We start from the raw sequence: 23412 nt of genomic DNA on the forward strand, positions 1-23412 counted from the left end.
TGATTAGTACTAATACACTTAATTTAAACACCAATAAAGAATCCAAAAGGTTTGAATTATATTATTGAAAAATACTATTGGTATTATATTTGTAGTATTATCTCTCAGCGGCTAATTAAGAAGTTTCTAAAATAATATTTATATACTGGTGGCTTGGGTTATTGCCTCCATAACATCACAAGTCTATTTATTAGTATGCTCGATAATTAATTTAACTGTAGATAGTCATTCAAAGTTGCCTGATGTTTTTGCTTTAATAAATGAAAAATGTTGTTACTATATATGAAGCTGTTGCTTCTTCAGGACCCAAGCTTTTGTATCCAAACAGCTGATTCCGCAGAAAGGTCTTGTGAATATGTGATTTTTGAAATTCGAGATTTTGACATTTAACCCTCTCCTCCAAGTTGATATAAACATAATTGACAGGAGAGGAACGGTTTATACTTGTTGTCTTTTTAGGGACTCTTTTGACCTTTTTTCGAATCATTGCCAAAGTCTAGCTTTAATTGGAAAGAAGCTTCTGATTTAAATCCTTCAATAACTCTAGGAATGAGTACCTTTTTCGGTTTTGACCCAGGAAAATTATATTGTTCAAAAGACTTGTTCATTCTTTTCACTCCTTTCCAATTGTTTCATTATATTTTTTACAATGTGTTTCGAGATGCTATAAGAAGAGCTTGATTCAGCACACCGAGATAATGATTTAATTATCGATTGCTTAGAAATTTCATTTTCTTTTACTATCAATACAAATTCTCCTCTCAGGTAACGAAAAACAAAAAAGCACGCAAGGAACATGACCACCAATATAGATTGGTAGCAACATGTACCTAGCGTGCTTCGCTTTAGGTTACTGTTTAATTATTGAATTGATTTCATAATATACCATGTAAAACAGGATTGCAAAGATAAGTACAAAAAATTTTTTACCTTACATCAATTATATAAACTTATTAACCTACATTATTAATCATAGTTCAACACATATTTGACATCAAACCTAGCTAGTTTCAATTCTTGAACTGGAATGTTTATTTTGGCAAACGCAGGGTGCATTGGAAACCATTTTCCAGGCTTGCCTCGTTCGATTTGTACGAGACGTTCTTTATGTTGTGTCAAAAGTTCTCGGAATTCTTTCGGCAAAAGAATGCGAGTTTTCTTTTTAATCAATTCTCCCCAACCAATCCAAACAGGAATATTCGTTTCATTTAATACTCCCTCAATGACTTGAAAATTGATTTGATCAAATAGATAGTCTTTTTCAGTTAACTTTTCTGGTTTTCCTGCTACTGTGGGAATAAGATTAACAATTGAAAAATTCGGATGAAACTCCCGGAGATAACGAACTGTTTCATCATCACCATCTGCTGTGCTTGCATTAAACAATATTAGTATATAATCAGGGTCTCCTTCCCAATAATAGTAACGTTTAGTACCTTTTTTAGAGGTAATAGCGGTCCCGTATTTTGTTACGACTTTTTTAAAACCACTATTCCCCAAAATATGTGGCCACATTAACGAAACCCTCTCTTCGATCTATTACTAATATTTTTTTGTAATAACAATACTATTCTATCTTTTTTATTTTAAACAAAGGTGCTGTTAATTGCATGTTATAAAGATTCCACCTAGTAGACTGAAAAACTGATAACCCTAGAAGATCGCTTATGGTGGTATGTTTAATCAGTTTTAAAAGTTGTTAAACTAGCCTGTCTAAACTCATTAAAACATCAAAATTACTGCATATTATAGGAAAATCTATATTGAGTTGCCGTTTTTGACGCTTCAAATTCGTCAATGCTATGGGGTCCATTAATATCCTTTTTTTCCAAATCAACTAAATATATCTCATATGAGCCAGTTTGTTCATATGCAAAATCGTACTCAGCAGAAGACATATAGAAATGATTAACCGCAGCTTTGACTTCAACATATACAGTCTTTCCATCCTTTTGATATTCCATATCATATATCGACGATTGATTCCTCTCTGCTGGGATATCCGAATTCTCTGATGTCCATCTTAATGTATCATAAATGCCCTTTAGTTTGTTACGTACTAACTTTTCGGCATCTTTACCATTTTTGCTCTTTGTAACATCACTTCTCTCAATTGATGATCTTGTTTGAGGTTTAATATTGGTAGGTTGATTCGTTTTTACTCTAGGTTGGAGTGGATTTACAACTCCTTTCGACAGGGTTATCTCTGAAGTAGGTGTTACCATTGTAGTTACTGAACTGTATACTTTATTTCTATCTTGATTTTTTTCAAATTGTTTATTGATGTAGTTCACGTACTCATCATTAAGAAAATAAACTAACGATTTTAACTCAAAATGTTCATCAATATAGTCATTGAATTTTAAATCACTAATCTTACTACACAATAGACCAAAGTTTTTGTTATACACCTCATCTATATCTATTCCAGTATTAATCATTTTAATCGCAGGGAATTTATTTGCTATAAAATATAGCACATCAAAGTCAACAGAATTTGATATTTCATCCTTTTGAGGATTAAAGTTTATAAACTTATTAATATCCTTTATAAAGTTTTTCTGTTCGCTTTGACTATAACCGGTATATTTTACAAATAAGTTGGCTTTATAGATTTCAAAATTTTTTCTAATAAATGATTTTATCTTTTTTGTCCAGTAAGCTCTTAAATCAATATTGTATTCAAAACCTCTTTCTTTTAAGATATCGATATCGGTATCATGATTTTTTAACAAGATAATTAAGTGCTCAGAATTATCGATAGTATTAAACTGGTTGTAATCAATATTGTCTAGTTCTTCTGAATCATAAATCAAATTAAGTACTTCAGCCAAATTTGTGCGAATTGCACTTTTTGATATTTGATTTATTACATCAATAGACCCAAAATGCTTTTCAACTAAGAATTTTCTGCCTTTACTATCTCGATACAATTCTCCTAATTGATTTGGTATTTCATTACTTGTCGTATTTGCTACTTGAGCAAATAGTTCTTCTATACATTTTGAAATTTGTCGCCAATCCACTGTTTGATAAGAGTCTAAATAAATTAACCAGTTCTTCTTGTTTTTAATGAGTAAATAATCAGTTGATACAGTTTGTTCAACTCCATTATCAACTAACACAACTTGGGAAACTAAACTCACCCGAATATTATCGATTCGCATTTTAATATTCGTATTTTTTTCGCCCCACGCTCTAGCGTAACCAATAAAATCAATAAAATCACTTTGAAATAAAGCATTATCCTCATGAAAATTAATACTTTCTTGAACGACATGATAACGCTCCCTGAACTCATTAACACCAAAGATGCTATTGAATATTTCAAAAGTGCCGTTTCTTAAAGGAGTTCTCATAATGTGGTAATTACCAACATTAACTTGGATGCTGCTGCTAAAATAAGATTCTTTTGCAGGGTGATAATTTTTTCCGTTACGGTTTTGTGTAAATACCATTCCTCGATTAACAAACTCATTATATTGTCTGGAATCTTTAAATGGGTTTGCATCTAACTCTACGATTTCACGGTAAATTTTCTCAGATATTTGTCCACTCTGATCTAATAGTGGCAACTTTAGTAGAACGCTATAAAAATCATTGGATTGCAGTTCTGTTATTTTTTCCTTTACACCTATTTTAACCAAGAATTCTTTTAATTCTTTTTGTTTTATTCCCACCCCATCAGCAAGCTCTTTGATATGTTGGTTCGTGATTGTTGCAGAAACACTTGAAATATCTAAGCCGGGATATGAAAATATACATTGATTTGGAGCAAATTTCTCTCTGTCAATTTCAAACCATTTAGTATTCTCAAAAATAAATTTGATATAACTCTGCATATAATCCGAATACCGATGATATCTTTCTGCTTGTATTCTAGCTGTATAATGGAATGACACAATACCGGAATGTTTCTGATTTAACTCTTCTTGCAATTCAGCATCTGATTTTATCCAAAACACAATATCTTTTATAGACATTTTTTCCAATATTTCTTTTAGATTGTCTATGGTATTAAATTCTATGCTAGTAAGCTTTGGATTTCTTTCATCCACATCATTTCCTGGTAGTTTTTTAAATAAATATTTTTCAGAAAATATTTTTTTAAATTGATCGTCACTAATGATTCTTTTATTGATTTGAGGGAATTTATGTACACCAAGTTTTTCGACAAACAATCTTAAATCAACTTTTCTATCATCATCGACTCCAATTTGATTAATTTTCACAAACGCTTTATACCTGTCGTCTATAAATAATTTATCACCTAACGCATTACCATATTGTTTATCGAAATATAAATTGTTCGAACGTTCAACAGTTTCTTTTATGCTAGGTAAATTGAACCTGATTTCTTCAGGGGGATGCCATTTTGTATTGGAAGAATAATTCTCCCATAACCATTTAGTAAATTTTTTAGCCTTTTCATAATTATCAACTGAACTATTCACAGGAGATAAAATAGTTGCCGAATCAGCATCTCTAAATTTCAACTGTGGCATTAGACTATTCCAACCGCTTCCCGAGTTTCGTGAGATGACCCTCTCGAGAATATCTTCATCTGCTAAATCCTCTTTTATTCTTTCGATTTCTTGTAATTGTCTTTTTAATTCTTTTTCAAATTCTATATCCAGCTGAGTTATTCTAGCCCACTCAGGAATGTTGAGCTTCCTACCGCGCACAAAGTACACTGTTTCATTTGCCTTTATAAAACTATCTTGTGTACTCTTTAATAAATTCGGCAAGAAGTTAGAATTTTTATATGTTTGCCCCCACCAGATAAATGCTTCGATCTTTTCTTGTGTATCCCAACTACTTGCAGCACGACTAATTATTTTGCACAATTCTTCATCACTATATTCCAATTGAACATCATTTTTCTCAGCAAGTACCTTTAATAAATCATCATTATCTGTGGTAGGTAAATATTCCATTAAATCCTCAAATTCTTCACCGGTAAAACAATCAGGAAAAGTTGAAGTCAGCAATTTAGGGTTATCATCTATTGAAACAAAATCTCCATTTACAGTTGGAATAGCCTTACAGAACTTGAGAAGTTCCAAGTAGTACTTGAATAAATTAAAGCCATTCTCGTTCCACAATTTACTTTTCTTATCAGTAGGTGTTAAAGTTTTAATAGCCAATAGTCTATCATTTTGGAATATGAGTTCCTTCTCACTTATTGTTTTAACAAACTTTAATAAATGCTCAAATACAGCCTTGTTAATATCATTTAAGGGCACGTCATCCCTACTTGTATTCAAATCAAAAGTAGCGTGCATTAAACAATTCAATTGTGTAGAAAAGTTTCTAATTGGAAAAAAGCAATATAATTTATCTTCTGAATAGTCAGGTTCTTTGTCTAAAGAAATTGCGACCGAAGACCTGATTTTTCTTTTCTCATTTTTCCCTACTTTGATATATGGCTCATCTGGATTTTGATAGAATAAGTATTTTTCAACTTCTCCTCCTTTATGTATCTCTATTTTTTTATTTTCTTTATTTACCTTCTCTATGACCTTATCAAACTCGTCTGTCCTAATAGTTATCTTTCTAATATTCGGGAGGAATATCAAAGTTTTATAATCAAAACTATTAATCTGATTCAATATATTCTGCTGGTCATGTTGAAAAGATTCATCAGTTATAATTCTTATTACAGTGTCATAACTTGATTCAATACTTTCTGCTTCAAATGGGCAATGAAGAACTGGGATAGAAAGATTGGGAACGTTATGCTGCTGTTCTTTGATAATTTTAGATTCTATAAGTAATTTAATAAATTCTTTATCAGCAAAAGCTTGAGAAAAACCAACGTGGAACCCACCAGAGTGAATTTCGATTTGTTTCCCCCAATTTAATAATGATCGGAAGCCTGTCCCCTTATTTCCTATAAAGTCATCAGATTTATTACTAGCAGAACCATGACACAGACGTTCGATAGTTTCTTTTGTAAATACTGTCCCGTTATTCGCTACTGTAAAAACATTATTTTTGTATTCAAGTAGGACATCAACTTCACTCAACGTAGTATTAACTGCTGCATCATCTACGTTCTGCAACAACTCAAGCAACTCTCTACCATGATAATCCGTTTTTCTTTGTTCATCTTCTTTGAAATCTGATTCTAACCTATATTTTAACGTTTTGTATTCATTGAAATATCGGTTTCTTATTTCGTCAACTAAATTCATCCAAATATACCCTCCAGAACAAATCTTTAGCATATTATACCATTTTCAATAAATATCACTCTGTTTAAATTTATCCTGAGCAATTCAAAACGCAAAAACTCCCACAAGCTAACCGATTTGTCATTTTATAACTCAATCACTACACCCGACTAAATCAACCGTCTCCCTCCATCTAGCGCTGGATTTGTGCAGCGCTTTTAACACGTATGAGATACGCTTATTTATTATTTTTTTCTTTATATAATCTGAATAAATTTTCATGGGAGTTTATGTGTATTCCTTTATAAAGTCCTCTAAAACTGATACTCTTTTGATGGGAAGTATGTTTTCTCCTACGTAGTGTAATTGTTACTTCAATGATTATAAGGAGCACGTTGAATTCGAATAAGCGTTCAATTATAATATATTTAAGCGACACTTCCCTTGAGGGAGTAAAAAGAAGACCCTTGCCTATATATATAGGTAAGGGTTTTTTTAGTTTACGTTCATCTTCATTGTGTTTTTCAAAGCAATGTATTTTTTATCTCCTTTAATACCAATACTGTTATAAAATGTTAAAGGAGTGATCACAATTGAATGAAATAAAAAGTGTTGCCATTTACTGTCGTGTCAGCACCGAAGAGCAAGCAAGTGAAGGCTATAGTATTTCTGCACAACTACAGACTTTACGACAATATTCATCTTTATATGGGTGGCAGATTGCTGAGGAATATGTTGATAAAGGCATAAGCGGCAAAGATATAAAAGGCCGACCTGCAATGCAAAGGCTTATATCAGACGTGGATAAAGATAAATTTCAAGCTGTACTTGTATGGAAAATATCACGTCTTTCCCGCAATATGTTGGATACTCTTGTGCTACTTGATAAATTCGAAGAATACGATGTAAAGTTTATATCCTATTCTGAGAATTTTGATACATCGAATCCTATTGGTAAACTTGTCGTCCAACTAATGGCTTCCATTGCTGAAATGGAGAGAAATACTCTTTCAGAAAATGTGAAGCTAGGAATGACACAAAGAGCTAAAGAAGGCAGCTGGAATGGCGGAGTGGTTTTCGGATATGATTCGATAAAAAAAGAACTTGTTATTAATCCAAAGGAAGCAGAAGTTGTCCGAATGATCTTCAACCTATATGCAGAAGGGAAGGGTCTTAAAGCCATAGCGAATCACTTAAACAAAGCAGGATATAGGACAAAACGTAATAGACACTTTTCCATTAATGGAATCGCTACAATATTAGATAACCCTGTCTATAATGGTAAAATCCGATGGTTACAAGTTGAGAACTGGGATAAAAAGCGAAGGCGAGGCAAAAATTCAAATCCCATTATAGTTGATGGGAACCACCAAGCAATAATCCCCAACGAGCTTTGGAATATCGTTCAAGCCCGAAGACAGAGTAAATCTTTTAAGCAGCGTCAGTCCCACGAACCTTTCCTATTAAGTAGTATCCTTCGATGTCCTGATTGTGGTCAGGGTATGGTGCCGTCTATCACAACATATACTCGAAAAGATGGAAGTAAACGAAAACATCGCTATTATGTATGTGGTGCATTTCACAACAAAGGATCATCCGCCTGTAAAGCGAATTCAATTAAAGCTTACTATGCAGAAGATGCTGTCCTTAAACGTATAATTGACTTTTTTAGCGATGTAACTATCTTTAGTCAAACCATAGAAAATATAAATAAAGAAACGGTTCAAACAAATGTGAAACTTAAAGAGCAGCTAGAGAATATTGAAACAGAGCTTTATGAAACAAGCGTCATGCTTGATAAATTAATGGAAGCATTTGAACAAAATCTCTTCCCTGTTGCCATACTACAGGAAAGGTTACAAAATGTTTCTAAATCAAAAAATGAACTAGAACAAAAGAAAAATGAACTCAGCATTAAACTGAATTCATCAGATTCAAAAGTTATTCCACCAGACGTGGTTAAGCTTTTATTAGAGTCATACGTTCAAATATTTCAACAGTCATCGAGAGAAAAACAAAAGCAACTCTTTCAGCTATTGATAAATAAGATATCAATCAAACAATCGGACGGACGTTCTCGAACTGTTGATAAAATTGAACTTGATTTTGATTTTTCCGAGGTCAACCTGTCTAAGACATTTACACTGATTCACATGCTGTACCTTGAATCAGGTAATTCAAAGGAAAAATCCTCCTCTAATCTCGATTCAAAAGAGAAAATTCCACCTTATCTTCAACTTTTTTTGCCTCTATTTATGGTACGGTTCCCCCCTATTAATTTTAAACGCTCTATAAATCTGTTCAACTAAAACAAGACGCATAAGTTGGTGGGGGAATGTCATTTTTGAAAACGAGAGCTGCTCATTGGATCGTTTTATGACAGAATCGCTTAATCCCAGTGATCCACCGATGACGAAAGCGACTTTCGATTTCCCGTAGGTTGCGAGGTTGTCTAGATTTTTTGCCAGCTGTTCGGATGTTTGCTGTTTTCCTTGTATCGCTAATGCGACTACATGTACATCTTTTCCTATTTTCGAAAGTATACGAGCTCCTTCTGCTTCTTTCACTTGTTCCATTTCGGTTTCACCTAATTGTTCTGGTGCTTTCTCATCTGGTACTTCTACAATTTCTACTTTTGCAAAAGGACCTAGCCTTTTGACGTATTCCGCTATCCCTTGCTTCAAGTATTTTTCTTTCAATTTACCTACGCTAATAATTTGTATATTCACAGGTTGTCCACCTCTATAAACAGGTTATCCACAAAAGTTATCCACATATGCACATTTTCTATCCACATTCGGTATAGGAACATTAGTTTGACACCATATATATGGCTCTGTTTTCGCAATATTCACATGTTGTGGATAACTGCTCTTCTTCTGTGAGTATTTTCATTTCCGGAGCGACTTCATGCTCGTCAACGATGATATCAATAGCTAATTCGACGTGTTCTTTGCAACAAGCGATCATGTCCTTCACCCCTTTCTAGTTGTTCACATGTTAATAGTGTAGCATATTAGAAAAGCGCAAACGCCCTGACAGTCACGAAGGTCACTGGAAGTCCGACGAGGAGGCTGTTGCCGCCGCAGAAGGACTGAAGTGAACCAAGTGACTGGGCGTTGAAGCTAGACAATAATAAGAAAAAAGGAGAGTTGTGGATTACTCTCCTTTGCCTTTTGATTCTCCTAATGTCATTGTCGTTGTTTTCTTTTCGCCTTCTCGGTAGTATGTGACTTCCATTTCTTCGCCTACTTCTTTTTCAGAATATAGGTGTTTTCGGAGTGCTGCAGGTGAATCGACTTTTTCACCATCTAGCGAGATAATCACATCGAATTCCTTCAATCCGGCTTTGCCAGCTGGTGACGTGCCTTCCACTTGTGTAACCACTACACCTTGATTAACTTCACTTGGAATCTTCAATGTTTGTTGACGGTGATAGTTGGAAACTTGCGTTAGTGGAACGATAGCAACGCCCATATATGGTCGTTTCACTGTACCATGTTGTTCAAGATCCGCGATAATTGGACGGGCAATATCGGCTGGGATGGCAAAACCAATTCCTTCAACTGCTTGCTGAGCAATTTTCATTGAATTGATCCCGATGACCTGACCTTTAATATTGATGAGTGCACCGCCACTGTTACCAGGGTTGATCGCAGCATCTGTTTGGATAACTTCAGCCTGCCAATCAGGTTGCCCATCTCCATTAGGATCTACTGGGATTGTTCGATCAGCAGCACTAATGATGCCTTGTGTAACTGTCCCTGGGAAGTTCCCTAGTGGATTTCCAATCGCAATAGCAGGTTCACCTGGTTTTAAGCTACTGGAACTACCAAACTCTGCGACTTCCTCAATTTTACTACCATCGACTCTTAGTACAGCTAAGTCCATGATTTCATCTGAACCTAGCAATTCAGCATCGAGTTTAGTGCCATCCACTAATGCAATTTCTAACTGTCCTGCATTGGCAACAACGTGTTGGTTTGTAACCACGTATGCATAATCGCCTTCTTTTTTATAGATGACACCCGATCCAACGCCAGCTTTATTTTCTTGATCAAATAAGCTAGATCCTTGGATGTTCTCTACTTCAACAACTGCACCTTGTGCTTTTTCAACCGCTTCTGTTATGGCTGTGTTCACATCTACTTTAATCGTTTCACCTGGTGTCGTTTCTGTTGTTTCACCACTTGCTTCTTCATTTGTATCAGGTTTGACATCACTTGAAAACAAGCCAAATTCAGTTGCAAATAGGACTAGAAGAGCACCAAGCAAAACCCCAGTCAATCCCATCAAAAAACTGCGAGATTTATTCCCCTTTTGTCTTTGAGGATTACGATATTCTTGATCATAGTAACCCATTATTTTCATCAGCCCTTTCACTATCTTTGGTATTCCCATTATAAGAAAAAAAAACCGTCTAGTAGCGGAATTTGAGTGATTTTTGACATTTGTCTACCACTTACTATATTTCCGTTACTGACAGTTATTAAACAGCTTTAGTATCGACGTTCATCATTTGCTCATTATTTGAACATTCCTATTAAACCGTGATAAGATCCGTCGGCTGTTCCGCATCCGTATCATACAAACTAAGTGCTTCTCCAATTTGATAGCCTCGTTTTTCGAGTGTTTGTTGGACTGACATTCTAGCTAGGTCCTTCATGTTGTTGTCTTTGCTTAAATGAGCGAGGTAGACTCTTCGTGTACGGTCTCCAATAATATCTGCTAACGCTTCTGCTGCGTCTTCATTGGATACGTGTCCTTGGTCGCCGAGAATACGTCGTTTAATATTCCAAGGGTATTTCCCCATCATGAGCATATCGATATCATGGTTCGATTCGAAGATGAGCATGTCCGAATCTTTTACGGTTCCTTTAATCCGATCACTGACATAGCCCATGTCTGTTGCCAAGGTCAATTTCTTTCCTTCATGATGGAAAACATAAAATTGTGGGCTAGCAGCGTCATGTGAAACGCCGAATGATTCCACTTCAAGATCTCCAAACGTTTGTACTCGCTCACATTCGAAATGGAACTTTAAGTCAGTTGGAATGGCTCCTATTTGGTTTTCCATTGCGAGCCATGTCTTTTCGTTCGCATAAATGGGTAGTTTGAAACGACGTGACAGCACACCTAATCCTTTGATGTGATCACTATGTTCATGTGTCACCAAGATACCATCTAGGAGCTTAGGGTCGCGGTTGATCTTTTGGAATAAAGCTTCAATTTTCTTTCCGCTTAAACCAACATCAACGAGTATTCGACTGGTTTCAGTTTCTACATAGCAAGCATTTCCCGTACTGCCACTAGCAAGTACACTAAATTTCAAATTAATCCACTTCACTTTCTGTTTTCTCATCTAGCTTGGTAACTTCTGTTGAATTCGTGACATCAACCATCCATTCGCCGTTTTCAGTTATAATGTGCCAGCTTGGTACAAATACTTTCCAGCCTTCATTATGAATTCCGGTAAAGTAAACAAGCTCGATTTTCTCAAGCGTAGTACCGATACCAGGTAGCAACACAGCTTCTTCTGCTTTTAGACCTTTTTCTACTTTTTCTTGTTTATTAACGTCCATTTTCGTCAGTCGATAACTCGCAATATTACCGCTGTCATCAGGAATTAACTCAATGAGTCCGGTCAAATTGTTTCCGGCGACATTTTCACTAAAATAAAACGGAACACGGTCCAACTGTTGTCTAAAAACAAAGATATTGCGTTCCTGATCGTGCTTCCAGTACACGTAGTCTTCAGCATCAGGTATGTTCGCATCAACAAAATGTTCAAGTTGTGATGTGAGATCTCCACTCTCAGCGTTTATTGAATACGGCTTCTTCAGCTTCGCACTCATCACATTCTCTTCCTCTGATTCTATTGTAAGTTCCTGATTAGAGTTTTTGTTTAAGAATTCATCGATATCTTCTTCAGTAAACTTTTTTGACGTGCTACTAATCATGGAGATTTTCTTGTTTTCAATTTTAGGGAGCTTACCACTATACTGGATATCCTCCAGTTTCTCTTGTGTTTCTGGGTTTAGCACATCTAAATCAGGATTCACTTTATTATTAAACTCTGTTCCTAAATACAAATTCAATATTAAGAAGGTAAAGATGAATATGGTTTTGATATTTTTCCAGTCCATACATTACCCTCCTTTATTCGTTGGTGTTTCATTTTTGTCAAAATCAATCTCAATCCACGACGACAGACCTTTATAATACCAAGTCGGGGTCAAAACGTAATCACCAGAGGCTGGATCCTTTTCAATCGCTTTATAACCGAGCATGACATCTGAAATCTGCGTAGTTGGATAAACTTCTAGTTTTCTTTCTAGCGCTTTCTTGACTGCTTCGCCATCGGGAACAGTTACGTTAGACCATTCTATAACACTATGTGGATACATGAGTGACCGGCTGTATTTACCCGCCTGGTTATTCATCCATTCTATTTCGATTTTACTAATGGAGTTGCTAGGTATGTCATCTACAACCGGAAAACCTTGCATGACCATACGATAGTGTAAATCTTTCTGTGTGCTTTTTGTTTCCGAATTCAACTGGGAGTCATAATGGTACAAGTGATAGTCGTTCTCCTCTCCAATCCATCCCTGATGATTATTCATGAAATCTAAGCTCTGAATGATTGGATTTTGTTGGATCCCATCCTCTTGATTCTTCCAGTTGATGTACGTAAATTCTTTGCTATCTTCATAGTAAGTAATTTGATTTCTCAGCTTCATATATAAGATTTTATTAGGATTAGTAAATTTTCTAGATGCAACATCCTTCGATAAAAGAAGTGCCTTAACAAATTGATCTATGTTCACTTCATTTGTGAAGAATGAATAACTCTTGATCTCCATTTTCTCTTTCGGAAGATAAACGGGTTCTGTGTCTTCTTCAGTAATATACACTTTAGAAACTTCTGCTTTAGGGCCTGCCTCTAGTGTTTTCGTAATTAAGCTGTTAATCGTATTTTGCATATCACTCGTTAATTCAAACTGAGGGATCTTGAAATCACTAGGATTTTCTCCTTTTGGAGGATTTTCTAGAACAAATTGTAGCTTCCATTGGTCGTTGTCTTTGAAAACCTGTACTTTCTCAACGTTTCCACTCTTATTAGAAAGAAAATTATTATTACTAAACGTAAAGGTTTCCTTCAATACTTCAAGCGGAATGGATGTTGGATAAATGATTTCAATTTCATCTCTGGCAGCATTTTGTTTGAAATTGACGAACTCTCCATTCACTAATGTAGCCGATTGTAATTGCTTATATAAACGCTTTTGAGATTTAGCATACGCCCAGAAGTGCTTCCCATCTTGATGGATAATGATTTGCTTCGGTTGAATGATATTTGATAACCGTTCTTTTTTACCCTCTTCAATCGCTGTTTTAATTGGGGCTTCATTTTCCAAAACATTGATGTTCGGCGTATACGTCCAGAGATTCCAAGTAAGGAATATGCTCAGTGCGATAAGAAGAAAAAGCAAAGCAGATTTTATCTTTTCTATATTATCCCAAATGGATGTGTAGAATTTGTTTAAATGATGTACGATTCTCTTCCAATCCATTATGCGCTTTCCTCCCTCGTTTGGTGAGTAGGAAGCTTCACATGAATGGTCGTACCTTTCCCGTACTCACTCTCTGCCCATATTTCACCGTTATGTGCATTCACTACCTCTTTCGCAATCGCAAGCCCAAGACCTGTGCCACCGATCTCCCTAGACCTAGCTTTATCAACACGATAGAATCGGTCAAAGATCTTCGTGAGGTTCTGTTTCGGAATTCCGACCCCTTCATCTTTAATGCTGATATGAACACTGTTTCCTTCTTTGTTCATGGTAAAGATTACTTTGCCTCCATCTGGAGAGTATTTAAGGGCATTAGAAATAATATTATCAAGAACTTGAATGATCTTATCACGATCAACTCGTACTGGTAATGGCTTATCATATATATACTTTTCAAACGTTATTTTCTCGTTTTTAGACATTTCGAATCGATCAATGACTTGGTGGATCAGCTCACGTAAATTCACTTTTTGGAAATTGAGATTGTAATCCTTATTGTCCATTTTCGACAATTGCAAAAGATCTGTCACAAGCCTAATCATACGTTCTGTTTCTTGTTGTGTTACATTCAAGAATTTTGGAGCTAGTTGTTCATCGCTCATAGCGCCATCTTGAAGGGCTTCTAAATAACTACGCATCGTTGTTAAAGGCGTTCTAAGCTCATGGGAAACATTCGAAACAAATTCCCTACGCTCTCTTTCAATTTGCTCTTGCTCTGTAATATCATGAAGGACGGTTATTACACCATTAACAGGTCCGTCGTCTTTTTGTATGACTGAAAAACTTGCACGGATAATAAACGGTACTTCATTCGAGCTAAAGTCCAAAATGTGTGAGTTTGCTGAGTCTTCTAACCCGTCTGTTGAAAACTCCTCTTCAATTCCCAATACCTCAGGGAGAAAACGACCCATTGCCTCGTGTCTTGATAACGAAAGCATTTCTTCAGATCGATCATTCATTAAAACGATATACCCTTCGCGATCCGTTGCTATTACCCCATCCGTCATATAGGAAAGAACCGACCGAAGCTTCGTTCGTTCACTTTCCGTAATGTCATTTGCTTCTTGTAGTTTCTTCGTTAAATCGTTGAATGAGGCTGCAAGCTGTCCAATCTCATCTTGATCATACACCTTTACTTTCCGTGTGAAATCTCCTCTAGCCATTACTTGCGCTTGCTTTTGCATATCAGCAAGTGGTCTCGTTATTGTACTCGCGAGAATAATGCCTAAAATTGCTGTAATTGCCAGGGCAATAATTGTCGCATTTGCTAGAATTTCGTTGAGTGTCCGTGATAGCTCATAGATTTCCTCAATCGACGCTTCTATGTAAAGCGCACCAAGCTTCTGCCCGTTTTGTCCTTGGCCAACTTGTATCGGTTTTGATACGACATACGTTCGAACAAGCTTATCATTATCTTCCTTTTGGAAAATTTCATTCGTAACAATCCCAAGGAGTGCTTGAGATACGATCGTTTCATCAGTTTTCTTACCGACGAGTGCTGGGTCATTCGCAGCTATAATTTGTCGATCAGCGTTTACAATCATCATTTTATCAATATCTGAAAAAGAAAAGTCCTGAAGCAACGAGGATAATCGTTGCTGTGACTCTTCCTTCTCAGATTGGGTCAAATAGTTTTCAAGCTCTTCTTCTAAATTGACTTCAATCATATCCGCATTTTCGTCAATATTTTTCGTGAAGTTCCCTTTAAGCTTCTCTTCTTGCCGCTCCATAAAAAGAACGCCAATGACCTGCATGGCGATAATGATGAGTAAAATATAAACCACAACAAACTTAAAATGTATTGATTTAAAGAAGCCAACCTTTTTCATTTAAACTACTCCTGGTCTGGATTTCTTAAGTAATACCCTACTCCACGTCTTGTAATGATCCACATTGGATGACTCGGATTGTCCTCCACTTTCTCTCTAAGTCGGCGGACCGTAACGTCAACTGTACGTACGTCACCAAAATAGTCGTAACCCCAAACGGTTTGTAGAAGGTGCTCACGTGTCATGACTTGTCCGGTATGTTTTGCCATATAATGAAGCAACTCAAATTCACGGTGTGTCAATTCAATTGTGTCACCGCGCTTGGTTACCAAATAAGCTTCGGGGTGAATTGTAAGTGCACCAATTTTAATCTCACTTGTAGAATCAATTCCGTCTTTTTCACCTTCAGTTTGGTGACGTCTCATGTTAGCTTTGACACGCGCAATTAACTCACGTGTACTGAATGGCTTCGTCACATAATCATCTGCACCTAACTCAAGTCCGAGAACCTTATCAATTTCTGAGTCCTTAGCAGTTAGCATGATAATTGGCATATCATACTTTTTGCGAATCTCTCGGCATACTTCCATTCCGTCCTTTTGAGGCAGCATGATATCTAGTAGAATCATGTCAGGCTTTTCCTCTTCTGCTTTTTCAATAGCTGTTGCTCCATCATAAGCACAAATAACTTCAAAGCCCTCTTTTTCTAAGTTAAATTGCAAAATATCCGCAATCGGTTTTTCATCGTCTACTACTAAGATTTTCTTTTCCATTATGTGGTCTCCTTTTCAACAAAGTTAAAACCAATTCAACTACATGTATTTCATTATCGTTATTTTTCATAGTTTTCACTTATTTTACCACACTAAGCCGTTAACAGGAAATTTCCTAGGTTTGTTCAAATTATAGAAAAACCTCTAGTAGGTAAAACCTACCAGAGGTAATTGCGTTTATTGACTAATATATTTCAGTGGGTTCAATAAGCTACCATTCTTATATAGTTCAAAGTGCAAGTGAACACCAGTAGAATTACCAGTAGATCCCATAACGCCAATCTTTTGGCCTTTCTTGACTGTTTGTCCAACTTTAACATTCATAGATGCCAAGTGAGCATAAACGGATTTAAACCCGTTGTTATGATTAATAATGATCCGGTTACCATAACCACCACTGTTGAATCCAGCAGAAGACACTGTTCCATTATCAACTGCTAATATTGAGCGACTACTCGGTCGAGCAATATCAATTCCTTTATGTGATCTTCCCCAACGCTGACCCTTCTTACTAGAGATATATCCTCCAACCGTCGGCCAGTGGAATGATCCAGTTCCTCTAGAAGGAATAATCTTAGTACCTTCTAGCTTAATTTCAGTTACGGGTTCAGAAAGAATCTCTTCAGACAATACTTTCTCTTCTGCTACTTTTCCATTTACTTTGGTAACTTCGTATTGTACTCGCTTCTTTCCGTCTTTCCCTGATTGTTCGATCTTGCTGTCGCCTTTTGGCATTTTGTCATCTTTTTTCACTTCAGACTTATGCTCAATGGTATGTTCTTTCGTTACATTCTCTTTAACGATCACCTTTGCAAACGGCGCATATTCAGTGACATACACCTTCTGACCTTCTTTTAAGTTCTCTTTCTTCTTTAAGCCTGGATTTAACTCATAGAACTCGTCCATTGTTAAATCATATTGCTCTGCTACTTCCTCAGCAGATTCATCTTCTTTAACTTCATGAACTTTTGTCTTAAGTATCCCTTTTTTGAAGATAGAAAGTGCTTTCTCTTGGTCAATCAATTCATCTATCGTCACTTTAGTAGCTGTAATGTCTACACGCTTATCGAATGAAACACTCTTAATTTGATCTTTTTCTTGCTTATCTTCTTCTTTTTCTTTCGTAGATAGTGAGATTGTCTTAATATCGCTTGTGTTCGTTACAGCTTGCTTTTTAAGGCTATTAAGTGTGTCTTCACTAATGTGTTGCAGCTTCAGTTCTTCAATTATTTTCTCAGCCTCTTCTTTCGTTTTGAAGTGACCGAGCGTTTTTCCATCAAAAGAAACTTTGACACCCATTACTCCAATAGTGAGCTTGTCAGCTAGCTTCTCTTTCATTGCTTTATTGTTTATCTCAGGATTAAAGATTCTTTCAGGGACGTACTGAATATCTTCATTTACAGTAAGTTGTATATCCTTGAAACGATCTTCAGCCTTATTGATCATCTGTTTTTTCGTGTCCTCAACGACACTCTTTTCATCTACTATTCCTATTTCTTCACCATCGACATACACATGATAGACTGTCTTAATTAATTCGAAACGGTCATCTGACGCGTACGTGTTGGCACTAAATCCGAACAATCCTAGTGCGAAAGTGAATAAAGTAAGTATCATGACTTTTTGTATAATAGTTTCTTTATGCTTTTGTGAATTCCTGATCCCCATGCCCAAACCGTAGTTCTCCTCTCTATCTACCTTTTCTCCTAATTGAATATATAAACACGTGACTTTTTATCTATGTTTGTTTCACCGTCTTTTACATTATCATAGGACTTATTTAGTCGACAATATCTTACATCCTTTTGTAACGGAACTGTATTATTGCTGTAAAAAGATTTCCATTTAAATAGATATTGAGAGAGAATATGGAAAAAAGACAACAAAAAAAGCATGATTTCTCATGCTGAATACATAAAATGGTGGCTCGAGACGGAATCGAACCGCCGACACGAGGATTTTCAGTCCTCTGCTCTACCGACTGAGCTATCGAGCCAAGTTGTTTATTAAAGTCCGTGTTTCCCTTGTTGCTTCCTCTAGCTGTTGCAATGACCAAAGTGACTGGGCGTTGGAGCTAGACAATAATAGATTTAATTAAAAATGGCGGACCCGACCGGATTTGAACCGGCGATCTCCTGCGTGACAGGCAGGCATGTTAACCCCTACACCACGGGTCCAGTTTTATAAGAGTACCTTGCTAAGTTATATGGTGAGCCATGAAGGACTCGAACCTTCGACCCTCTGATTAAAAGTCAGATGCTCTACCGACTGAGCTAATGGCTCTTGCTGCTTATTCAAACTGTGTCCTTTCCTCTGCTAGCATCTCTTTCGTAGTGTGCTGCGTCAGGACAATTCACAGTTTATTCATAGATGTTTCGTTCATAGCTAATGGCTCTAAGTTTATATGATGATTAATCAATTGTGTCCTTTTTTCCGACAAAATAAATAGTATCACGTAATCTATCAAATTACAACGAGAAATCTACAAGTTTTCAGTTTGTACATCATTCTTATACAGATCCAATTGATTTTGTACTAATAATGGATGGAAATCGTTCAATCTGTACTTAAATTGAACTGATTTTTACCAATTTATATTTTCTAGACCACTATATAGATGCAATTAAACCCTGATTAGGTCATTATCTAGAAATTTGGGGAATTATCTAGAATTCTGAGAATTTATCTAGAAAAACGAGAATTTATCTAGAATTCTGAGCGATTATCTAGAAAAACGTGGATTTATCTAGAAAAGTGGTTTAAGCCCCCGCCGAGTCGTCTCCAAAAGCGGTTTGCGGCACACTCGAATCAGCCCCTACCACCTATCTAAAAAAGAGCTAACCAGAAATCATCCTGGTCAGCTCATCTTAATTATGAAGAAAATACGCCTCTTACTTTATTTGTTTGTTTACGGTCTGGACCGACAGAGAAGATAGATAATGGAATGCCAGTCAACTGAGAAATTCTCTCTACGTAGTGACGTGCATTTTCAGGTAGTTCGTCTAACGAGCGGACACCTGTAATATCTTCATTCCAACCTGGCATTTCTTCGTATACTGGCTCACATTGCGCGAGTACCTTCAAGCTTGCTGGGAACTCTTCAATAATTTCGCCTTTGTATTGGTAAGACGTACAAATTTTCAACGTTTCGATTCCTGTTAATACATCAATCGAATTCAATGAAAGGTCCGTAATTCCGCTCACGCGCTGAGCGTGGCGAACGACAACACTGTCAAACCAACCTACTCGTCGAGGGCGACCTGTTGTTGTTCCGTATTCATTACCGACTTCACGGATTTGGTTACCGACTTCATCGTGAAGCTCAGTTGGGAAAGGTCCGTCACCAACGCGTGTCGTATATGCTTTAGATACGCCAACAACATGATGAATCTTTGATGGACCAACACCTGAACCGATCGTTACTCCTCCAGCAATTGGGTTAGAAGAGGTTACAAATGGATACGTTCCTTGGTCAATGTCTAGCATGACGCCTTGTGCACCTTCAAACAAAACTCGTCGACCGTTATCTAGCGCATCGTTCAACGTAACTGAAGTATCACCAACATACTTAGCAATTTGCTGACCATATTCGTAATATTCTTCTAAGATATCTTCAAGCTTAAGTCCATCAACCTCATACACTTTTTCAAAAAGACGGTTCTTCTCACGTAGGTTTCGATCAAGCTTCTCAGCAAACTCTTCTTTATCAAGTAAGTCTGCAATTCGGATGCCTGTACGTGCAGCCTTGTCCATATAAGCAGGACCGATTCCTTTTTTCGTTGTTCCGATTTTGTTCTCGCCTTTGCTTTCTTCTTCTAGAATATCAAGCTTTAAATGATAAGGAAGAATGACATGCGCGCGATTACTAATTCGTAGATTATCTGTACTTACACCTTTGTCATGTAAATATTTCAGTTCTTCTACTAACGCTTTCGGATCAATCACCATTCCGTTTCCGATGACACAAATCTTATCCTCAAAGAAAATGCCGGATGGGATTAAATGTAGTTTATATTTCTTTCCATTAAATACAATCGTATGTCCGGCATTATTACCACCTTGATAGCGGGCAATGACTTCCGCTTCTTGTGATAAATAATCCGTAATCTTTCCTTTTCCTTCGTCTCCCCACTGGGTACCTACAACGACTACAGAGCTCATACTGTGCACCTCCAAGGTATTTAAACAGTTCGTTATTAGCATTAAAAACCATGCTAAGTGTACCAACTCACATATGTAATGTCAATTAAATCCGAACATTATTATATAAAAAATACTTTATGTTCGTTAAAATTCAAAAAACCTTAAAACGACCGACATAAAAAATAGATGCAAGCGTTAGTCTGCATCTATCAATAATGATTTATAAATTTATTGAGAAGTTTCCTTCACTTCGCCATTTTCATTGATTTGTACGTTATATGAAAGGCGATTTATTTTATCGATCAGAAATTGATTATAAAATTCATCTATTGGCTGCGGCTGGAAATCAATGATATTCAGTGGTTTGATCTCAGTTGAAATTTGATCGTCCTCAATCTTAAAATCTGCAATCATTGATTCATGACCTTTTGGATTATGAGAATTCGTGAAAACGAAGTTGCCTAAGCTGTAGTATATAGGCGCCCCTTTGTAATACTCGATTCCCATTAGTGAGTGACTATGACTACCGATGACACCAGACACGCCGGCATCAATAAACTTCCTTGCGAGCTCACGAGCATAGTCTTCAGGATAGTCTGCTCTCTCTTTGTTCCAATGGATATAAATAAATGTATAATCTGCGTTGTTCACTGCTTCCCTCACATAATGCATCATCGGTTCGTCCGTATAAGCAGATGCCAGACCTTCACGATTGTCTGTCGAAGCCCAATCAGCAAAAGGTAAAACACGACTTAAGCCTAAGATGGCGATCTTTTTTCCTTTTACCGTTTTGTAATAGGCTTTAAAGGCTTCTTCAGAATTTCGACCAGCTCCACTGTATCCGATGCCTTTTGCATTTAAATGATCCATCGTGTCATATAAAGCTTCCGAACCATAATCGAGTGTATGGTTATTTGCTAAGCTGACCATATCGTACCCTGCATTCACCAGTCCGTTTAGTGATTCTGGTGTTGATCGGAACGTGTATGACTTATCGACAGGTACCCCTCTTGTCGAAACGGATGTTTCTAAGTTCCCGATTGTGAGGTCGGCTCTACTTAAGATCGGGCTTACTTTTTCAAAAGGATAGTCAGGTCCGTGTTTCTTTATTGCTTCACCAACAGTCCCGTCTAATAAAATGTCTCCGGTAAACGAAAGGGTGATCGCGTCATCTTCTATAGGTTCAGCATTTTGTTCTTTATTAGGTAAGGATTCACTCTTCTTACCTTCATTCGATTGTTTAGGTGTAGATGACGCAGGATTACTCACCGTATTCAAAACAGAGGAAGAACAACTAGAAACAATAACCAACAATGACAAAGTAACAATCCATCCATATAGTAACTTCATTCATCATTACCTTTCGACTTATGTATTCACTCCTCTACTATAGAACCTTTCGTACAATAATGTAAGTCTTGACATTTCAATCAATTGTGAACATGAATGTTGTCTTCAGTTATCATCTATAAAATGAAGAAAAGGCAACCCTTACAAACGATCTGCTCTATCTACCATAGCATCATTGAAATCGTAAAACTTCAACCTTTTGCTATATCTAGATAGTTTCAGAGTCGGTAGGGTTACCTTCTACTTATGCGCCAGGTGGCATTTCGCTTTCATCATGGCGGCGTTCTAGGTTTACGAACTTATTGTATTCTTTCACAAAGGCGAGCTCGACAGTTCCAACTGGACCGTTACGTTGCTTCGCAATGATGATCTCAATAATATTCTTCGCTTCACTCTCTTTGTCGTAATAATCATCACGATATAAGAAAGCGACGATATCGGCATCCTGCTCAATACTTCCGGATTCACGAATATCGGACATCATCGGACGTTTATCTTGTCTCGATTCAACACCACGTGATAACTGAGATAGGGATATAACGGGAACTTCTAGCTCACGAGCTAAACCTTTTAATGAACGTGAGATTTCAGAAACTTCCTGTTGTCTGTTCTCACCGGACTTGCCATTACCGCGAATGAGCTGCATGTAGTCAATTAAAATCATACCGAGCCCTTTTTCCTGTTTCAAACGGCGGCATTTCGCTCGAATATCACTGACCCGAATGCCTGGTGTATCATCGATATAAATACCAGCGTTAGATAGGCTTCCCATTGCCATCGTTAGCTTCTGCCAGTCTTCACTTTGTAGGTCACCTGTACGTAGACGTTGGGCGTCAATATTGCCCTCTGCACAAAGCATACGCATAACGAGCTGCTCTGCACCCATCTCTAAACTGAAGATCGCGACGTTCTCATCTGTTTTCGTGGCGACGTTTTGAGCGATATTCAAGGCAAAGGCTGTCTTACCTACAGAAGGTCGTGCAGCGACGATAATTAAATCATTTCGTTGGAAACCAGCCGTCATTCGGTCTAGCTCTACGAACCCTGTCGGAATACCCGTAATGTCACCTTTATTATTTTGAAGCTGTTCAATATTATCGTAAGCATCAACGAGCACATCTTTAATGTTTACAAATGCGCCTGCGTTCTTTCGTTGTGCTACTTCAAGTATATTTTTCTCCGCTTCATTTAAAATCTCTTCAACTTCATCTTCACGGGCGTAACCATCTGCGGCTATATCGGTCGCTGTACGGATTAATCGTCGTAATAACGATTTCTCCTCCACAATTTGTCCATAGTACTCTATGTTAGCAGCTGTAGGCACTGAGTTCGCCAAGTCACTAAGGTAGGATACGCCTCCAACTTCCTCTAGAAGCCTCCGATCCTGTAGTTCAGACGTTACCGTAACCAAATCAATCGGTTCACCTTTCTCGGACAAATCGACCATTACCGAAAAAATCCGCTGATGGGCAGCACGATAGAAATCTTCTGGCATCAACAGTTCTGTAGCTGTTGTCAATGCTTCAGGCTCGAGAAAGACAGCCCCTAGGACTGCCTGTTCTGCTTCTATATTGTGAGGAGGGATACGATCTGAGAATAAATCACTCATAGCTTTTCCTCCAGT

The 23412-nt window shown here is 37.0% G+C and carries 16 protein-coding genes and 3 tRNA genes; 1 reads left to right on the forward strand and 18 read right to left on the reverse strand.

Annotation, left to right across the window (positions count from 1 at the left end):
- Positions 1-455 precede the first annotated feature (455 nt).
- The 3 genes from L2716_RS15190 to L2716_RS15200 form a co-directional block, all read right to left on the reverse strand.
- Positions 456-608: a hypothetical protein gene (locus L2716_RS15190; protein WP_236337706.1), complete on the reverse strand. Its 153-nt coding sequence runs from the start codon at positions 606-608 to the stop codon at positions 456-458.
- A 358-nt stretch (positions 609-966) separates the two neighbouring features.
- On the reverse strand, positions 967-1515 hold the full coding sequence (locus tag L2716_RS15195; RefSeq protein ID WP_236337707.1) for a DUF1643 domain-containing protein: 549 nt from the start codon (positions 1513-1515) through the stop codon (positions 967-969).
- Positions 1516-1736: 221 nt separating this feature from the next.
- The gene (locus L2716_RS15200; RefSeq protein ID WP_236337708.1) at positions 1737-6197 is read right to left on the reverse strand and encodes a sacsin N-terminal ATP-binding-like domain-containing protein; all 4461 of its coding nucleotides are present in this window, start codon (positions 6195-6197) and stop codon (positions 1737-1739) included.
- A gap of 572 nt (positions 6198-6769) precedes the next feature.
- Here L2716_RS15200 and L2716_RS15205 point away from each other — a divergent pair.
- Positions 6770-8485 carry a recombinase family protein gene (locus tag L2716_RS15205; RefSeq protein WP_236337709.1) on the forward strand — a complete coding sequence of 572 codons (1716 nt, stop codon included), beginning with the start codon at positions 6770-6772 and terminating at the stop codon, positions 8483-8485.
- Here the strand turns inward: L2716_RS15205 and rlmH are convergent.
- The 15 genes from rlmH to dnaB all read right to left on the reverse strand — a co-directional run bounded on the left by rlmH (position 8426) and on the right by dnaB (position 23397).
- Positions 8426-8905 carry a 23S rRNA (pseudouridine(1915)-N(3))-methyltransferase RlmH gene (rlmH, locus tag L2716_RS15210; protein ID WP_236337710.1) on the reverse strand — a complete coding sequence of 160 codons (480 nt, stop codon included), beginning with the start codon at positions 8903-8905 and terminating at the stop codon, positions 8426-8428. The two genes, L2716_RS15205 and rlmH, sit on opposite strands and share 60 nt — an antisense overlap.
- An 82-nt stretch (positions 8906-8987) precedes the next feature.
- Positions 8988-9146 (reverse strand): CxxH/CxxC protein, encoded by a 159-nt coding sequence (locus L2716_RS15215; protein ID WP_236337711.1) that lies wholly within the window; start codon positions 9144-9146, stop codon positions 8988-8990.
- Positions 9147-9335: 189 nt separating this feature from the next.
- Entirely contained in the window at positions 9336-10538 is a 1203-nt protein-coding gene (locus tag L2716_RS15220) for a S1C family serine protease (protein ID WP_268964071.1), read from the reverse strand.
- A gap of 181 nt (positions 10539-10719) precedes the next feature.
- Positions 10720-11514 carry an MBL fold metallo-hydrolase gene (locus tag L2716_RS15225; protein ID WP_236337898.1) on the reverse strand — a complete coding sequence of 265 codons (795 nt, stop codon included), beginning with the start codon at positions 11512-11514 and terminating at the stop codon, positions 10720-10722.
- Positions 11510-12322, reverse strand: a complete 813-nt coding sequence (yycI, locus tag L2716_RS15230) for a two-component system regulatory protein YycI (RefSeq protein ID WP_236337712.1) — start codon at positions 12320-12322, stop codon at positions 11510-11512. The genes L2716_RS15225 and yycI overlap by 5 nt, the downstream gene beginning before the upstream one ends.
- A 3-nt stretch (positions 12323-12325) precedes the next feature.
- Positions 12326-13753: a YycH family regulatory protein gene (locus tag L2716_RS15235; protein WP_236337713.1), complete on the reverse strand. Its 1428-nt coding sequence runs from the start codon at positions 13751-13753 to the stop codon at positions 12326-12328.
- Complete coding sequence (walK, locus tag L2716_RS15240; protein ID WP_236337714.1) at positions 13753-15582, reverse strand: cell wall metabolism sensor histidine kinase WalK; 1830 nt, start codon at positions 15580-15582, stop codon at positions 13753-13755. The genes L2716_RS15235 and walK overlap by 1 nt, the downstream gene beginning before the upstream one ends.
- 5 nt (positions 15583-15587) lie before the next feature.
- Complete coding sequence (yycF, locus tag L2716_RS15245; RefSeq protein WP_236337715.1) at positions 15588-16295, reverse strand: response regulator YycF; 708 nt, start codon at positions 16293-16295, stop codon at positions 15588-15590.
- A 177-nt stretch (positions 16296-16472) separates the two neighbouring features.
- On the reverse strand, positions 16473-17963 hold the full coding sequence (locus L2716_RS15250; protein WP_236337899.1) for a peptidoglycan DD-metalloendopeptidase family protein: 1491 nt from the start codon (positions 17961-17963) through the stop codon (positions 16473-16475).
- 252 nt (positions 17964-18215) lie between these two features.
- Positions 18216-18291 (reverse strand) — tRNA-Phe (locus L2716_RS15255).
- 105 nt (positions 18292-18396) lie between these two features.
- Positions 18397-18472 (reverse strand) — tRNA-Asp (locus L2716_RS15260).
- 30 nt (positions 18473-18502) lie between these two features.
- Positions 18503-18578: transfer RNA gene (locus L2716_RS15265), tRNA-Lys, on the reverse strand.
- A 588-nt stretch (positions 18579-19166) separates the two neighbouring features.
- Positions 19167-20456, reverse strand: a complete 1290-nt coding sequence (locus L2716_RS15270) for an adenylosuccinate synthase (protein WP_236337716.1) — start codon at positions 20454-20456, stop codon at positions 19167-19169.
- A 210-nt stretch (positions 20457-20666) separates the two neighbouring features.
- Positions 20667-21788: a CapA family protein gene (locus L2716_RS15275; RefSeq protein ID WP_236337717.1), complete on the reverse strand. Its 1122-nt coding sequence runs from the start codon at positions 21786-21788 to the stop codon at positions 20667-20669.
- Positions 21789-22032: 244 nt separating this feature from the next.
- Positions 22033-23397 (reverse strand): replicative DNA helicase, encoded by a 1365-nt coding sequence (gene dnaB / locus L2716_RS15280; RefSeq protein ID WP_236337718.1) that lies wholly within the window; start codon positions 23395-23397, stop codon positions 22033-22035.
- Positions 23398-23412 lie beyond the last annotated feature (15 nt).

Origin of the sequence: Pseudalkalibacillus berkeleyi, from assembly GCF_021608225.1 — a bacterium.
In the GTDB taxonomy this organism is placed as follows: domain Bacteria; phylum Bacillota; class Bacilli; order Bacillales; family Fictibacillaceae; genus Pseudalkalibacillus; species Pseudalkalibacillus berkeleyi.

Excerpts from the sequence above, each read along its gene's own strand:
- L2716_RS15275 (WP_236337717.1), bottom strand. The coding sequence starts at position 21,788 with ATGAAGTTACTATATGGATGGATTGTTACTTTGTCATTGTTGGTTATT.
- L2716_RS15190 (WP_236337706.1), bottom strand. The coding sequence starts at position 608 with ATGAACAAGTCTTTTGAACAATATAATTTTCCTGGGTCAAAACCGAAA.
- yycI (WP_236337712.1), bottom strand. The coding sequence starts at position 12,322 with ATGGACTGGAAAAATATCAAAACCATATTCATCTTTACCTTCTTAATA.
- L2716_RS15200 (WP_236337708.1), bottom strand. The coding sequence starts at position 6,197 with ATGAATTTAGTTGACGAAATAAGAAACCGATATTTCAATGAATACAAA.
- L2716_RS15270 (WP_236337716.1), bottom strand. The coding sequence starts at position 20,456 with ATGAGCTCTGTAGTCGTTGTAGGTACCCAGTGGGGAGACGAAGGAAAA.
- dnaB (WP_236337718.1), bottom strand. The coding sequence starts at position 23,397 with ATGAGTGATTTATTCTCAGATCGTATCCCTCCTCACAATATAGAAGCA.
- L2716_RS15195 (WP_236337707.1), bottom strand. The coding sequence starts at position 1,515 with ATGTGGCCACATATTTTGGGGAATAGTGGTTTTAAAAAAGTCGTAACA.
- L2716_RS15215 (WP_236337711.1), bottom strand. The coding sequence starts at position 9,146 with ATGATCGCTTGTTGCAAAGAACACGTCGAATTAGCTATTGATATCATC.
- L2716_RS15235 (WP_236337713.1), bottom strand. The coding sequence starts at position 13,753 with ATGGATTGGAAGAGAATCGTACATCATTTAAACAAATTCTACACATCC.
- yycF (WP_236337715.1), bottom strand. The coding sequence starts at position 16,295 with ATGGAAAAGAAAATCTTAGTAGTAGACGATGAAAAACCGATTGCGGAT.
- walK (WP_236337714.1), bottom strand. The coding sequence starts at position 15,582 with ATGAAAAAGGTTGGCTTCTTTAAATCAATACATTTTAAGTTTGTTGTG.
- L2716_RS15220 (WP_268964071.1), bottom strand. The coding sequence starts at position 10,538 with ATGGGTTACTATGATCAAGAATATCGTAATCCTCAAAGACAAAAGGGG.
- L2716_RS15250 (WP_236337899.1), bottom strand. The coding sequence starts at position 17,963 with ATGGGGATCAGGAATTCACAAAAGCATAAAGAAACTATTATACAAAAA.